We start from the raw sequence: 16,260 nt of genomic DNA, 5'->3' as shown, positions 1-16,260 counted from the left end.
GCGCCTATTTTTAACTTACGTTGAGTCATTTTTCAAGCTAACATCTCTCCGAAAATGCATTGCATTCATTTAATGTGATGGTATAATTTTACCCATGCAACTGGTTCTGTTAAAGAGCCAGTATAGTGTAGATTTTACAGAGCCAGTTGGAGGCGTCATGTTAGGAATTGAATTGAACCGGAAAAGTGAATTGCAGCTATGGCGTCAAATATATCAGAACTTAAAAGAACTGATGCTATCCGGGCAACTGAATGCGGGAGAAGCTCTGCCGTCCACACGAGCATTAGCAAAGGAACTGAGTGTTTCCCGCAATACAGTTTGCGAGGCTTATGACTTGCTGATTGCAGAGGGCTACATTATAAGCCGGCAGGGAGCTCCCACGCGGGTTGCTGACGGTTTGTGCATTGAACCGGTCGAACCGGCATTATTGCCAAAAATAAAAAGCCAGGCAGTCCGGCCACTTTCAGTGAGTTTTCGGACGGGCCGGCCCGACTTGAGCCAATTTTCCAGGTTCCTTTGGCAGCAGTTGTTATACAAGGCTTCCTTGGAACTGCCACTTGAAGCTTTTGGTTATACCGGACCGCAGGGATTGCCTGATCTTCGGGAAGAAATTGCGGCTTGGTTGTTCAGAAGCCGAGGTATTAAGGTTTTACCGAATAATATCTTTATAACTGCCGGTGCAACACAAGGGCTTCACTTGATTGCAGACCTTTTGTGCGGGGGCGGCCAAAAAATATTGATGGAGGACCCCTGTCATACCGGAATGCTTGCTACATTCATAAACAAAGGCTGCACCATTGTTCCCATACCGGTTGATGCCGAGGGGATGCAAACAGATTACCTGTCAAAGTGCGGAAATGCAGGCGCAATATATGTTACACCATCTCATCAGTTCCCGTTGGGCGGAATTCTTCCCGCGTCCCGCCGTGCCGCGCTGATTCGCTTTGCCAGAGAAAACGATCTTTATATCATCGAAGACGATTATGACAGCGAATTCCGTTATAGCGGCGAGCCCATTGCTCCGCTTTATACGATGGACACGCAGCGTGTGATTTATGTTGGCACCTTCAGTAAAACCGTTTTTCCGGCGCTGAGGATAGGCTATGTAATTTTGCCCTACCAGCTTCAAATGCGCTGGCGGGATCTGCGTACCCATCTGGATGTACAAAATCCGCCCTTTGAGCAGGCTGCTTTAGCGGAATTTTTGAGAACACGCAAGCTTGACAGGCATGTCCAAAAGATGCGTAAAATTTACAGTCAGCGCCGGCAGGTGCTGTTGGAGTCACTGGAAGAAACCTTTGGCAGCGAGTGGATTACTTATGGAGATTCAGCCGGGTTACATGTCGCCATAGATTTTCCCGGAATGCGATTTGACGAGGCGTTTAAAAGCAGCTGTCTAAACAACGGAATATATATCACTCCTATAGAAAGCCACTGCATAGAAAAAGGCCGGCATCAAAGCAAGCTGCTTATGGGATATGGGCATCTGGAACCTGATATAATCAGCAACGGTGTAGCACTATTGTTTAATATTATTAAGGAATTAAATACCTGAGTTTATAGTACGCTAGCAGCTTATTAGCTATAAATGAGCAATTCTCGTAACAAATATTTACAGACGATTAGTTAAACTTCTCCTTAAGCAGCTTTTAGAGATTTTAAAACGGCATCTAAAGGTATTTCGTTTCTACCACAATCATAAATCCATTGAATGTATTGGCCTTTTACGTCGTTTCTTACTTTTCGAAGTCCATCACCAAAGAGCAGGGGGTGCCCTAATCCAATGGTGCAGTACAAATGAGTGAAAGCAAGTAAAGCCCAAAGTCTTTCAATGGAACGGATCGAGCGTACTTGGTAGCCTTTGAAACCAAGATTCCCCTTGGCTTGTCGAAAGAAGATCTCAATCGGCCATCTCTTGCTGTAGTAATCTAAAATGGTTTGTGTTTCTAGTGAAACATCCGTGCACAGAAATGCATGCAAGGCTTTGGGCACTTGAAAGGCTTCTTTCGGCCAACAAAATAGGACGACGGCATTTTCAATACTATTCAGAGCCCCTTCATAGCGATAAACCCAGTAGGGTGAACTGTTCACGGTCACAAGGTGAACTTCCTTTTGGGTCACATAGGAGGCAAACGTATCAAGGCGAACCCGAATCCCTTGCGGATAAAGAATACGATTCGTTTTAAGCGCTCCAATCAGTTGGTATCCTCTTGCTGCATAGGTGTTCATGAGTTTGGGGCATGTATACCAAGAATCGACCAAAGCATAGCCTGACTTAGGGGGGATCGGCATGGTTTTAGCCAATTCACAGGCATCATCAAGCTTGCTTCGCTTGGTCTTATCGTATCGATGAATATCATATGAGCGAGTGGCCATCGCATTGAACAAGGGTTGCTTGGACTTGGTGTCCCCAAACACTTTTACCCTCTAAATGCGAAAAATGAAACTCTGCTTGCTCGATAGGACGTTGTGCCTGTGACGAAGGTTTCGTCTTATGACAAACTGTGTCATCATGAATCACGAAAATGGGTTGCTCAGTCTTTTTTGAATGAGATACGACAAATTGGAGGGATTCTTGTTGAACAATTTTTTGGATATAAAACTCATCCCATACCCCATGGGAGAGAAAATGACCAATGGATGTTTGGTGAACCGAACTCCATTCAGCAATGTCCGCTACCTTACCACACCACGATGTCCTTTCGCTGTAGCAGCCACGATAAAGTCTTGAATATGCCGTAAAACAGGCTTTGAAAAATATAGTGGCAGCCTGTGGCTTTTAAAGAAATTGAACATTGCTTCGTTATTTGGTAAGATAGCACTATGAGACATTTGCTTCCTCCTTGGGATAGATTTGTTGTGGTGACTTATTTTATACCACAGAAGGAAGCAGATTGTCTCTATTTATTTTTAGTAAAAGAATGGAAGCTGTTTTGCTCATTCATAGTTATTAGGCAAAAGGTGATTCTATGGACGGATCTCTTCATTTAAAGTTGTGATCAGCCATTTTTGTCAATAAGAATTTTGCACAGAACGAAACGGCCAGTCCCAAAGTCGAATGCGCATTCGAATTTGGGACTGGCCTGAAGGCAGGCATCTGGTTTAACAACCAGGCAGCCTGGATTTTGCTCAATGCTGTTAAGGACATTGCCCTAAATTCCGGCGTTTTCTACGATCAAACCTTCAGGAACTCCGCCCATTTTCCTTCATCAATTTCCATAAACTTTACTCTCTGGAAACGCTGCTTCTGGTCATAGGGAACAGTACAGTCAAAAATCGCCTTGCAGGAGATACCGACATCGCGGATACTCGTTGAAAACTCCGGACTGCTGGAGGGATCAAGAGGATGGCACCTGACCCCCGGAATAAAGATCGCGTCATTATCGCCTTGGAATCTGGTGGTCATTGCCCACATCACGTCACTCATATCGAATAAATCCACATCTTCGTCCACCAGGAAAACATGCTTAAGTTCACTGAAGGCAGAAAAGGCCAGGAGCGCCGCCTGTCTCTGGCGTCCCTCGTCGCTGGGCACATTCTTTCTGAACTGGATGACAACGACATATTTGCCTCCTCCGCAGGGTGCCGCATAAACATTTTGCAATCTGCCGGGCATAGCCCGTTCGATCATTTGAATGATGCTGGCTTCTGTGGGAATGCCGGCCATGGACACATGCTCCTCACTGGGTCCGATGCAGGATTGCATAATCGGATTGACCCGATGGGTCACGGCTTTTACCTTAATAACCGGAACTTCTTTGGCATCCCCTGTGTAGCCCGGGAACTCGGGCATAGCTTTACCCGTCTTGGTATTCTGGTCTTCTCTGACATAGAAATTAGGAAGCAGTTCTCCCTCAATCACATATTCGGCGTTGGCAATACAATGTTCCCGGATTGTCAGGCACTTCGTCAATTCCACAGGTTTATGGCGGAGAGCCCCGGCAATCTGCAGCTCGTTGAAGCCAATGGGCGTGGTAGGCGGCTCAAACCCTGCGGCTATTTCAATGGCCGGATCGACGCCGATACTGATCGAGATGGGCAGCGGTTTGCCCATGGCTTCCGCCTTCTCCCGGAAAACGCCTAAATGACGGGCGCCGGGAGTGAAGAACATGCTGATTTCATCCTTGGACTGCAGGCAAAGGCGGTGAATCGTGATATCGCTGTCTCCGTTTTCGGGATCGCTGGCATAACACATGCCCATGGTAATATAAGGACCGGCGTCCTCCTCTGTGTTGGTCGGCGCCGGGACCAGCTTCCGCACATCGAAGCCGGGTTCATCGGCATAGTGCACCACTTCCTGGCAGCGGGCATATTTATTGTCAATCACCACCGGCGGTAGAGGATTTTTAACGGAGTTGGCCAAATGGAACCCCAGTTTTTTGGGATCTGTATCCAAAAGCAAGCCGACGCGTTTCCTGCTGGCCAGCACGCCGATAGCCACTCTGGCCTCAGCAAAGCCTTTGAGGTTGTTGAAAATCATGGCCGGACCTTCCTTAGTCGGTCTCATGACAGTTCCGCCCGCTCCTACGTGACGGTAAACTCCCGCCAGCTCGGCATGAGGGTCAACTTCAATATCCGTCTGAATTAATTGTCCCGGAACCGATGCCAACAGCTCTAAGGCAGATCTTAAATCATGGACCTCTTTCTTTTCTGACATTTGTCTATTCCCCCCTTGTATTCTTCAGCCTTTACTTTATAAGATAGCCTTTACTGCATAAGATTAGGAGTTCCCCTCCCGGTTGCTTTTCCAGGCAATGTTTCTCACCTTCGGGAAACAGTATAACTACTATACAACATTTTATTGGTTTCGGAAAATGGTTATTGCTGTTCTGCCTTGCTGCGTTGCCTCCAAGCTCCCCATAGTTACCCAATGAAGAAATAGATAAAGTGCGTTCCGCCTTCAGAACGCACTCGCACTTTACAACCTTAATTTTAGTCTCCTAAGCAACAAAAAGCCATGAACCGGTTGTCGGTGCCGGCCGCTTCTTACCTCTTAGAGGAAGTGTCACGCTTCCCAAAAGGTTACGGTCCCGGGAAGGGGCTGAACGATCGAGGAGACTGCCGGAGAGAGCCTGCCGTCTTCTCCTATAGGATAGGTTGCCACCTCGTGCCCTTCGAGCGCCGCAAGGATGAGAAAGCGTCCGTCGGGAGAGACCGCGCAGCCTCTGCCGCCGGCGCAGGCCTTCTCCAAAGCCTGCACCAGTGTGAGCCGGCCAGTTTTCCCGTCGATTTTAAAAACTGAAATCACATTCACGACTCTCAGGAGCGAATAGAGATAGTGGCCGGATTTTCCCAGGCAAATATCGGATTGCAAAAAACCCTCCGGCGGGGTTATCTGCGGCGGAAGCGCGTCAACAGTCCAGATATGCTCCAGTTTCCCTTCCTCGTCATAACGGAAAGCGCTGATAATAGGCTTATTTTCCTTGTTCACAAACAAATAGGGCAGCTGCGGATGAAACGCGCTGTAGCGCGGCGCGGAACCGGGTGAACGCTGCAAGGGGCTCCCCGGGCAGGGAACGATCTTTTGCCTGTCATAATCAAGCTTGAACATGAACACCTGGTCACCCCCCTTATCGCAGACCGCATACAATTTTCCCAACGGAGACCTGCGGATGGAATGGGCGTGGGCACTCAGCTGGAAGGGCTCGGGGCCTTCACCGCTAAGGCGGAAAATGTCACAAGGCTCCCCGATAGAGCCGTCTTCCCTCAGCGGATAAAGAACAACAGAGGACTCGTCACGCAGGACCCTGAGAAAGAGCTTGCCGAAAGCATCCTGTTCGGTTTGGGTAACGGTGTTCCTATAGCCGTGGTTGGTAACCAGCAGATAATGCCCGGCCGGGTCCGTCACGAGAGAAGAAGGTTTGGCCCCGTAAGAAGGCCGGCGGTTTATTTCGGTCAGATCTCCGTTTGCGGGATTGAGGGCAAATGCCACCACCTGTCCGCCGCCGCCCGCCCGCAGGCCCGGATAATCCACCAGCTCGTCCGTGCAGTACAGCACATTGCGCTTCGTATCAAGATACACAGCGCCAATGCCCAGGGTTTGATAAACATTTTTCAGGTGTTGGAGTTTGCCGCTTTCCTCCTCATACCCGCATATGGCTATGCCGCTTAGCGGCTGTTTCTCCGTTCGCCGGTTGCCTACGTAAACATACGACTTCCCCATCGTCACGGTCTCCTTTAAATGCACAATTTATTTTCCGGGCCTTGCTTTAGGCAAAGCCGCTTGATCCTGATTTGCCGGTCAGTTATCTCCATTCCTGGTGTTTGATACTTACTTTACAATATTAATCGTGCCGTCCTTACGGGGCGGCGCGCTTGATTCCCTGGCAATGTACCCAACCGCTGCCGAAGCGCAGATGGTATGTTCTCTGGGGATGCCCAACTGAAAAAGATATTCGCGCAATTGAGGATCATTTCTCAGCCAGTGCAGCTGATTAAGATAACAGCTGCCCAAGCCCAGGGATTGCGCCGCTAAAAAAAGGTTTTCCAGAGCCAGGGCACAGTCTGCCAGGGCATTTTGATAATTCGGCCGATTCGAGGCAATGATCAGAGTCGGCGCCTGGTAGAAGAAATCAAAACTTTCCTTTTGCGCAGCGGCTTTAGCACTGATTTTGCCGGGATAACCGTCATCAGGAATCCAGTTTTGAAATCCCGTCTTCAGCAGTTCGTTAATCCTGGCAAGAGCTTCTTTGTTCTGGACTGCGGTGAAGAGCCAGCTTTGGCTGTTGCCTCCGCTGGGCGCCCAGGTAGCTGCTTCCAGTAATGCTTCCAGTTCCGCATCTTTAATCTGCTCTTTCTGAAATTTACGGGTGCTTCGCCGCGCACGGATACAAGCGAGTACTTCATTCTGAATCATCCTTTGACCTCCTGATTTATTTTTTCGAACCTCCTGCCTGACTCCCGGAGGCCGGCGCAACCGTCCCCTTTTCCTCGCCCCAGCGTTTGGCAGCCGGCCCGTCGATGCCGGCCTGATCTAATAAGCAGCCCACGGTCCGATTCACCAAATCTTCGCTGGTTCGGGGCAGGTGATAAAACATGGGGACCGGCGGCACGATAACGGCTCCCGCCTCAGCCGCAAGCCCCATCAGGCGGATGGGCCCGCGGTGCAATGGCGTTTCTCTCAGGTTGCATGCTTCCTTGTTCCATCTGCTCGGGGCAGAAAACGGCTGACATCGACTTCTTTAAATTTTGAGCGTTTGAAATGCTCTTTGAGGTGAAAGGGCACAGTACAATCAAAAATAACCTTGCAGGAAACCCCTTTATCGCGCAGCAAAGGATTGTACAGGGGACTCTGCGTGGGGTCCAGGGGATGACAGCGCACTCCGGGAATAAAGACGGTATCGATATCCCCCTGATAGCGTGTATTAAGGGCCCACAGCACATCATTGCTGTCAAAAGGGTCCACGTCTTCATCCACCAATATGATGTGTTTTAACTCGGAAAAGGCGGAGAAGCCCAGCAAGGCGGCCTGTCTTTGCCGACCCTCGTCACTGGGCACGGTTTTCTTGAATTGCATGACCGCCATATATTTTCCGCCGCCGGCCGGGTGGGCGTAAACATTCAGGAGGCGGCCGGGCATGGCGCGTTCCACCATATCCAGGATACTGGCTTCCGTAGGTATCCCCGCCATACTGACATGCTCTTCACTGGGTCCGATAACCGTCTGCATAATCGGGTTGCGGCGGTGGGTCACCGCTTTGACCTTAATGACCGGTATGGAAGCCGCCGGTCCGGTATAACCGGGAAACTCCGGCATGGCCATACCGGTATTGGTATTTTGATCTTCTCTCACCCGAACACCGGGAAGCAGTTCGCCTTCGATCACATACTCGGCATTGGCAATAGCCTTTTCCTCAATCGTCAGACATTGAACCAGCTCCACGGGACGTTTTCTGATCGCTCCGGCCACACTCAGCTCGTTATAACCCAAGGGAGTCGTTGGCGCCTCAAAACAGGAGCCGATTTCAATGGCCGGATCAACTCCTATACTGATCGAAATGGGCAGAGGCTTCCCGGCGGCCTCCGCCTTCTCATAGAAGGCCCCAATATGACGGGCACCCGGGGTAATCCAGATTGAGAGTTCATCCCGGCTTTGCAGACAGAGCCGGTGAATCGTCACATCCGATTCCCCTGTCTCAAGATCGCTGGCATAGCACATACCCATGGTGATATAAGGGCCGGCGTCCTGCTCGGTATTCGTCGGAGCAGGGATTAATCGGCGCAGATCAAAGCCCGGATCATCCGCATAATAAACAACTTCCTGGCAAACTGCTTTTTCCGGGGGGATGACAATCGGCGCCAGCGGCGTTTTAACGGCATCTTTCAAAAGGCAGCCCAGCTTTTCCGGCGTCGTGTCCAGCAGATAGCCCACCCTTTCCCGGCTGGCCAGCAAGCCAATCACTACTTTGGCGTTTTCATGCCCAATGACGTGATTAAAAATCATGGCCGGCCCGATCCGCGTGGGGCGCTGCACGGTGCCGCCTGCTCCGATGTAACGGTAAACCCCGGACAATTCCGCGTGGGGCTGTACCGGCTCATCCGTTTCGATTAATTGTCCGGGGATGGATTTTAACAGCTCCAAAGCTGAGCGTAAATCTGTGACTGCGACCTTCTGACTGCTCATGGACAGAACCTCCCTTAATTTCTGTGTCATAGTTTTCGTACTTAACTCATGCCGGGCGCTTCGCCCAGTTATCCCTTTGCCTGCTTATTTAGAAAGGTACACCGCATCCGCTGAGGGCGGAATTAACTTTAGGCTAATAGCTTGTTAACCATAGGTTGACAACCGTTGAAGGCAATCTTTCCTGTGGCAGGCATGCTTTAGGAAGTGACAGCCACTTTAGAGTGATACGGCCACCTTATCCAGCTTTTCCGCCAGGCTCGCCATTTCTTCAAGCGTGGCCGTCACCTCCTGGGTAGCCCCGGCCACTTCGGCGACGGTTTCCAGTGTTCCCGCAGATGACAGGGTTGTACTGGCAATTGATTGACTTATGTGGGCTGTCAACTCTTTTATGCGCAGGGCATTCTGCTTGGATTCTTCGGAAAGCTTCCTGATTTCTTCGGCGACAATTCCAAAGCCCCGGCCCGCGTCCCCGGCTCTCGCCGCCTCTATGGCGGCATTGAGGCCCAGCATTTTGGTCTGATCCGCCACTTCTTTGGTAAAGACCATGACTTGGTCAATTTTTTCGGTTAATTCCTGAACTTTTTTGATCTCTTGATTTAATTGGTTTTGGTTGTCGCTGACATTTGAAGCCGAGGCCGCGATTTCCTCCATGGCCGCCGATACCTCTGTCAGCCCGCGCCCCAGAGTGTTGGCCATTACTTTCAGCTCCTGGGCCAAAGACCTGGGCAGCATCAGGCCGAAAGTTCCTACAACCTCCGAGTTATCGTCGTCGAACAAAGGAAAATAGGATACCTGAACCGGGACACCGTATACCGATTCCGGCATGTCTCTCGTTATCTCTTTTTTGCTTCTTATGGTTTCCACGGCTGTCTTCTCAAGTTCAGCGCCTTTCTGTATCCTCGCTATATCAAATTTCTTCGAACCCTGTCTTGTCACGTATTTCTCCTTATCCGAAAGGAAAAGCAGGCCGCCTTCCGTAAACATCTCCGTCATTATCGGCGCAAACTGATCAAAGGCTTCGACCAGTTTATGCCTGTGCTGCATCCTTAAGATCCAGCATCCCTCGACAGAGGATTTGTCGTCGGCCCAGATAGGGCCGCCCAACATAGTATCCCTGCCGCCGGACACTTCGGCACTGCGCTTTCCCCTCTTTTCTGCCTGACTTTCGATAATTTGGTCGGCAAGGCCCCCTTTGGTATTGCGATGTCCTATTTCAAATTTCTGCGAGGTGAAATTATTAGCGGTCACAAAGATTAACTTTTCTCTGTCATGCAGAAAGAAGGCAGCTCCGCTTTCATAAGTTTTGACAAGCTGACTAAATAAAATTTTCAAGGCGTCAAGATCCTTCAGTCTGATTTTATTCTCTTCCAGAACCTTTCCCCTCCGTTCATAAAGCAGTGCCTTTAAGAAACAACCGGTTATCTTCCTTTAAAGAATGGTTTTCTCTTTTCTAAACTGGTCATTAAATAAGCCGGCTTACCAAAGCGTAACTATCCGGGGATTGGCATACCAGGCCCTGGTTACTGGTTGGAAAGTCGGCTGAACACTTACGTTACAAAGAGACTTAAGTGATTATTCTGTTTTTCCTTTTACCGCATCAGCAGATCAGGTCGATCAGCTCCGTCACATCATCGCAATTCTCCAAAGATTTAACCCGTTCAACGGCCTTCGCGATCTTGTCTTCGGCCAGTCCGGTGCTGCGGGCATTTTCCGCGAATTTGACGTAAATCTCTTCATCCGCCAGCTGTTTTCGGTTCGCGGCCTCTTGCCGCTTGGAAATGAGACGGCCGTCCCGGAGACGGATATCGATCGTCACAAAACGGGATTCACCCTGCAGCCTGCGGGGCTTGCCGGCGCATTCGGGATGCTGGATCACCTGGATCTTGTTCATCAGTTCATGGACTTCGGGACGGTTGAATTTCCCAGCGCTAAAGGTGTTCAGATTGACGAAACCATCGATCAGGCAGCTAGCGATATTGTAAGTAATGCTGAAGCGGCCCTCCATGGGGGTTCTGGGCTGAAGGCGGAAAGCAGGGCCGGGAGGCGTCATAGAGGTGGCAACGACAATCTCCGTGATCTGATCCGCCGGGATATCCTGCCCGGCCAGCAAATCGTACAGGGCGCTCAGAACTTCGTAGTTCCCGCCGCAGCAGGCCCATTGCTTAAAATGTCCTCTCTCCGCAGCAACCGCCAGAGGCTTGCCGAAGTTTTCAGTCAACTGCTTGATCGAGGCCTCCTCCTGCCCGTAAACGTAATAAAAACCTTTGCTCTCTTCGAAAATATAGGGATCGCCGGTGCTGCCTTCCCGAGCCAGCAGAGCCGCCAGCACGCCGCTTTCAGCTGCCCGCGCGACCTGAATCGGCTTGCTGTCCCAGCCGAAACTCTGGAGCATACCGGAGCTCAGTGACGTTGCGATGGACATGGCCATCCGCGTTTTCTGAAGGTCCAGTCCCATCAGCTTGGCGGATTCTGCCGCCGAGCAGATCACTCCCAGAAGGGCGGTTGCGTGGAAGCCCGCGCCGAACTGGAGATCGCCGAGGCTGTTCCGGAGCCTGGCGCCAAGCTCATAGGCTACGGCGTAAGCTTCGATGATCTTTTTGCCGGAGAGTTTGTATTTTTCACCCAGTGCCAGGGCCGGGGGAATCATCACGGCGGCAGGATGTCCGAGGGAACCGCCGTTGTCATAGTCCATGGCATGCAGGCAGACGGAGTTGATCAAGGCGGCATTCAGCAGAGAGGTGCGCTGGCCCGTTGCCCAGAGACGTGCCTCAGGCTCTCCGCCCCGGCCGCTGACGACCTGCGTCATAGCCTGCCCTACCGGCTCCCTGTAACCCAGAAGGCCTGCGCCGATAGAGTCGATGATCGCGGCCTTGGACTGTTTTATACCCCGCTCGGGGATGGAGTCGTAATTGAAATCTACGATAAGCTTGGCTACTTTTTCAGTGGTTACCATGACATTCCCTCCTTTTTCTCTTCGATAGGCTGACCCGCCGAGGGAAATTTATCTCTCGGCGGGTAGTCGTTGCTAAAAACATCTTCTATAATATAGTAGGAAACTATATTTCCGTCTCAGTTCAGCGTCTTCATCTGACGCCAGGGTCGGGGGGAATCATCACGGCAACAGAGTGTCCGTCTGTTGTCACTATAAATTTCCTCCCTTTCCTGCGCCCGGCGCTGGGGTTTTATACCGGGAAGACGCTCCACAGGCCAAGCAGCGCCGCTAAGGCGCACATGCCCCAGACCACAAAAACCATGCCGAACTGTTTAGTAACCATGCGGTCCTTCAGTTCGTCAGGAGCAAAGGCAATCAACTGGGCGCCGGCATCACTGAAAGGCGATATGGAGGTAGCGTCCGCTCCGATCATAATGGAAGCATAAAGGCCGACAGGATTCAGCCCCATCGCGGCGCTCAGCGCCGGCACCATGGAGAATAACAAGGGCGCAACCACGAAGTTGGCGCTGGTGAAGATCGTCAGGAAGCTGGCCAGGATGGAGAGGAGCGGGGCAACCAGGAAAGCGGGCAAGGCCTCGTTCTTGAACAAACTCACCAAAACATCGAGCAGTCCGGCTTTCGTGGCAATTCCCATCAGGAAGGAGACGCCGACAATCATCAGGATAGCGCCCATCGGCAGTCTGTTGATGACTTTTTTAGGATCGGCCAGTTTCATAATATTGGCGATAACAGCGGCGATCACTAAAATAGCTTGCGGCTTGCACAGATTGACCAGATCGGTAAAGAACCAGCCTTTAGGATGGAACCAAGTGCTGACGAGGCTTGGAATCACGATCACCAAGCAGGAAATCAGGATCAAAATGAGAGTTTTCTTTTGCACTGGCGTATAATCTGCGGGTTTCTCGATTTTGATCTCCCGGGACTCATTTCCCTGCAGGCCCTTATTCCGTTTCTTTTTGATGACATTATAGAAGACATAGAAAATAGCCATAAAGATAATCTGCTTGATAACAAAGGTTAACCAGACTCTCATATAGATCTGGGACGCCGAGGCAGCTCCCACTGCCGCTGCGTTCTTTTCAATCAATCCCAGCATAATGACGCCCGTACCGGTCCAGGGGTTGTACCCGCCGGTGATATAGCCCATGCCGACTCCAAAGACAATTAACATAGGGTCCACGCCGGCGGCTATGCCAATGGAGTAAGCAATAGGGGTCACAATGACCATCGTCGACGAACCGGCGCCCAGAAAACCTAAGAGCATGGCGACAAGAAAAATCAGAATGGGGATGAAATTGATATTCTTGCGGAATCGCCACAGGAGCTTGTCGCCGAACATTTTCATTGTGCCGTTTTCCGCTGCGAAGCCAAATAAAAGGCAGGCGGCGATCAGGAAAAATACAATGCTATTCGGCCAAAAACCGAAAACTGTGGCAACCGTATCCCCCTGGAACATACAGCCGATCAGAAAGGCGAAACTCATGGCCATAAAACCTAAATTGACCTTCCACTTGTAGGTGACGGCAATACTAATTCCGATTGCGATCAGGCAGCTCCACAATACTGCAGTGTTGCTCATTTATTCTTTCCCCTCTCTAGTTGTTGGTAGACGTTCTCAGCAACTCCTCCCAGTTTGCCGGCAAGTCTATCTTTTTGCTTGTCGGTGGGCCTATAAATCCGTTTTCGGCGCAGACGAGGACATGATCTCTGCCCGGGTCACCACTGACGACAATCTGGATATCCTCCGGGCAGGCAACCATCTGAACAAAGCGGCCCTCACTCATATCTTTGGAGGTGCCCAGCAATTCGGGATAATTGCCATCTTCAATGCCCTTCTGGAAGCGTTCGACCATCCTGCCGCTCAGGTTGCTCAGCCTCAGCTTGGCATTCTTAAAGAAATGCTCTTTCACCATAGCTTTTGTGTACCCCTCTTTGACCAGAGAGTCGACGATGAGAGGGGTCATAATAATCATGGGTTTTGTATGGTCTCCCCGGAAAAAGAACTGGATAAAGAGGTGGTTGTCCGCCATGCGGTTTTCGATGTTTAGGAGAATCCCTTCCGCCGTTGGCCAGCCCGCTTCGATAGCCTGGGTTCTTTCCGTGCAGCTGAGAATGGTTATGACGTTGTCCCCTGCCTGGAAGCCCCGGTCAACACTGTACGTCTCCCAGCCCACACTGGCAAGATAATCTTCATTTTCGGCCAGAACTATTCTGAAGTTATCTCCGTAGCAGCCTTTGTCAGTCTTATGCGGCAGGAATCCCGCCACATTCCTGAGATACATGCGGAAGAAACGGCCAATGCTGGTGTTGGCCCGGAATCCGGGACGGAGAACCCCCTGGGTGTAGTTGAAGTCCAACTCCTTGATAATTTTGCCGCTGAGGACTATCAGGGTCTCTGTGCCGGGCGTATGCCCCAGCGACTCGTGGGAAAATGCCGGATCGCATAAAGCCTCGACAATCGCGATCAGCACCGGCATATACTCCGGCCGGCAGCCGCACATCACCCCGTTGACGGCAATATTCCAGATGGTGGCCTGACGGTTTTCCGGCTTAAGAATCCCCAGAACCTCGTCAGCAGAACGTGGTGTGAATTTGAGGAATTGTTCCACCTTCTCGACGGTAGGCGGCACAACAGGCATGCCTTCACTCCATTCACGATCATAGAAAAAGTCGTTGACTTCTTCGAAGCTGCCGCTGAAGATGACATCTCTCAGGCCCGGCTCTCTGGGTGGTTTCGCATCCGCCGGCTGTACCGTCAAAGCTTTGACCACCTGATCCGTCATAATTTCGGCGGCATGTTTATAAACCTCTTCATTGGGCGTTGTATTGACATGGCCCGGATGAACGGCATAGGGCAGATTAGGATACCCTTCTCCCTTGGCCGTAAAGCGGCCTGCCGTATGAAAACCATCACAACACAAGGTTACTGTGGGAATTCCCAGTTTTTCAACCAGGATGCTTGTCCGCGTCACGGCGGCTATACAGCTCCCTCAACAGCCGACGCCACAGATGACGGCTTCAACGCCAAACTCCTTTAATTTCTGGGGAAGAGCCGCCAGTACCTCTTTCTCATGGGGTCCGTGAATTTCGCCGAATTCCCGCCAGCTGATGAGCTTGATTCCCGGGTATCGTTTCGGCAATTCTTCTTCAAAGGCTTCACACATGATGTCGCCTTTGAAAACCCAGTCCCATAACTCGGCGACCACTTTGCCTTCCAGCGTATCCAAACGCTTCGCAAGTTTTGCACCTGACACCGTACTCTTGCCGCTAGGCCAGACAACATCATAAACATTTGCTTCTTTCATAGAACTATCCCCCCAATTATTATTAGCTAACACCCAAACATCAAGCGCTTGGGCCTGCTTATTTATGCGGCAGGAAATCCGGCAGACAGCCTTCTTTCCCGCTGCTATAAGCCCTCACTCATGCGGTCGCCCTAACAGGTGTAAGTCCTTAAACTCATAAATTATATAATTTTTCTTCCTTATATAACTGTTCCGCCTTGTCGCTCTTTTCTGACTTTTTTGGTTATAAATGGCTATCGTTTTATGAACTCTTGCTAAAGCAAAATGTGTCGTACAACCTTTAAGTCTATTGGGGCTTTCCTTGTGAAGATCTTGGCATTTCCCAAAATACAAGATCATATTTCTGTATCCCTTGCCATGTTTTTGTTGTTTTATAGTGCACAATTAAAAACATAGTTCAAGGGATACGTCTGTCTGTAAATTACAATGAAATGATTTCTTATTTTTTATTAATGCCCTAAAGTGAAGCAAGATAGCGTCCCAAGGCCATGGCCGCGGTGACGCCGTCGCCGACGGCAGTGGCCATTTGCGCCGGTGAGTGGAAGCGAATGTCTCCGGCAGCGAAAATCCCGGGAACAGCAGTCTCCATGGTTTCGCTGACCGGAATCTGACCGCCGGGGCCGGGTGTCAAGAGGTCCTGTAGGAACTGCGTGTTGGGAATCAGTCCGATACGCACAAAAATCCCTTCTACTTCCAGGCGGCTCTTGGCGCCCGTGGCTGCATCCTGAATATCAACGCCAGTGACCCATTCCTCTCCAACAATGGCCTCTATCCTGGTGCCGCAGATGATTTCTATATTAGGGTTGGCAGCGGCTCTGTCCAGCAAGACCTTGGACGCTTTGGGCTGGGACATGAGCTCGACAATCGTTACCTTGCAGCCCAGTCTTTCCAGATACAGCGCTTCGGTTATGCCGCTGTCCCCTGCTCCGGCCACGACAACTGCTTTACCAGCACACTGGGCGCCGTCGCAGGTGGCGCAGTAGAACACGCCCCTGTTGGCCAGCTCCTGCTCACCGGGCACTTGCAGCTTCCGCGGGTGGGAGCCGCTGGCGAGGATGACGCCTTTGCAGGTGTAGGTCTGGTCGGCAGTCTTAACTAGTTTGACGCCTGCTTTGTCCTTTAAAGCGCTGACTTCGCCGGTCTCGATTTCAGCCCCGGCATTCGCCGCCTGCTCCAGCATGGCAGAGCCGAGGTCCGGTCCCATCACGCCCGTGGCAAAGCCGGGGTAATTCTCAATCAGCTGCCGGCTCATCATCTCGCCGCCCATGGTTTCTTTTTCTAGGATGAGGGTTTGGAGTCCGGCGCGGCTCGTGTAGATACCTGCCGCCAAGCCGGCGCAGCCGGAGCCGATAATAATCACATCATAGTCTGTATACATA

At 51.0% G+C, this 16,260-nt stretch carries 11 protein-coding genes and 1 pseudogene; 1 reads left to right on the top strand and 11 read right to left on the bottom strand.

Annotated elements, in window-relative coordinates; all coding sequences use genetic code 11:
• Positions 1-157 precede the first annotated feature (157 nt).
• A complete protein-coding gene (gene pdxR / locus REC12_RS23075) occupies positions 158-1,555 on the top strand; it encodes a MocR-like pyridoxine biosynthesis transcription factor PdxR (RefSeq protein WP_308898317.1) in 1,398 nt (465 codons plus the stop codon).
• A gap of 83 nt (positions 1,556-1,638) precedes the next feature.
• Here pdxR and REC12_RS23070 read toward each other — a convergent pair.
• From REC12_RS23070 to REC12_RS23015, 11 genes and pseudogenes are all read right to left on the bottom strand, one after another.
• Positions 1,639-2,832 (bottom strand): annotated as a pseudogene (locus REC12_RS23070) (IS701 family transposase).
• Between the two features lie 343 nt (positions 2,833-3,175).
• Positions 3,176-4,657 carry a UbiD family decarboxylase gene (locus REC12_RS23065; protein ID WP_308898315.1) on the bottom strand — a complete coding sequence of 494 codons (1,482 nt, stop codon included), beginning with the start codon at positions 4,655-4,657 and terminating at the stop codon, positions 3,176-3,178.
• 348 nt (positions 4,658-5,005) lie between these two features.
• The gene (locus tag REC12_RS23060) at positions 5,006-6,163 is read right to left on the bottom strand and encodes a lactonase family protein (RefSeq protein ID WP_308898314.1); all 1,158 of its coding nucleotides are present in this window, start codon (positions 6,161-6,163) and stop codon (positions 5,006-5,008) included.
• A 108-nt stretch (positions 6,164-6,271) separates the two neighbouring features.
• Positions 6,272-6,856, bottom strand: coding sequence for a nitroreductase family protein (locus tag REC12_RS23055; protein WP_308898313.1), 585 nt, complete (start codon positions 6,854-6,856; stop codon positions 6,272-6,274).
• Between the two features lie 16 nt (positions 6,857-6,872).
• Positions 6,873-7,109 (bottom strand): hypothetical protein, encoded by a 237-nt coding sequence (locus tag REC12_RS23050; RefSeq protein WP_308898311.1) that lies wholly within the window; start codon positions 7,107-7,109, stop codon positions 6,873-6,875.
• Between the two features lie 11 nt (positions 7,110-7,120).
• Entirely contained in the window at positions 7,121-8,623 is a 1,503-nt protein-coding gene (locus REC12_RS23045; protein WP_308898308.1) for a UbiD family decarboxylase domain-containing protein, read from the bottom strand.
• A gap of 216 nt (positions 8,624-8,839) precedes the next feature.
• On the bottom strand, positions 8,840-9,955 hold the full coding sequence (locus tag REC12_RS23040; RefSeq protein ID WP_308898306.1) for a methyl-accepting chemotaxis protein: 1,116 nt from the start codon (positions 9,953-9,955) through the stop codon (positions 8,840-8,842).
• Positions 9,956-10,220: 265 nt separating this feature from the next.
• A complete protein-coding gene (locus tag REC12_RS23035) occupies positions 10,221-11,576 on the bottom strand; it encodes an MmgE/PrpD family protein (protein WP_308898305.1) in 1,356 nt (451 codons plus the stop codon).
• 229 nt (positions 11,577-11,805) lie between these two features.
• Positions 11,806-13,155 (bottom strand): SLC13 family permease, encoded by a 1,350-nt coding sequence (locus REC12_RS23030; protein WP_308898303.1) that lies wholly within the window; start codon positions 13,153-13,155, stop codon positions 11,806-11,808.
• A 16-nt stretch (positions 13,156-13,171) separates the two neighbouring features.
• Positions 13,172-14,881: a UGSC family (seleno)protein gene (locus REC12_RS23025; RefSeq protein WP_445223116.1), complete on the bottom strand. Its 1,710-nt coding sequence runs from the start codon at positions 14,879-14,881 to the stop codon at positions 13,172-13,174.
• A 457-nt stretch (positions 14,882-15,338) separates the two neighbouring features.
• Positions 15,339-16,259: an NAD(P)/FAD-dependent oxidoreductase gene (locus REC12_RS23015; protein WP_308898300.1), complete on the bottom strand. Its 921-nt coding sequence runs from the start codon at positions 16,257-16,259 to the stop codon at positions 15,339-15,341.
• Position 16,260 lies beyond the last annotated feature (1 nt).

This window comes from Candidatus Desulfosporosinus nitrosoreducens, from assembly GCF_030954495.1.
GTDB lineage: Bacteria > Bacillota > Desulfitobacteriia > Desulfitobacteriales > Desulfitobacteriaceae > Desulfosporosinus > Desulfosporosinus nitrosoreducens.
The sequence above is the reverse complement of the archived record's forward strand: the minus strand, read 5'-3'. Positions and strand labels throughout refer to the sequence as shown.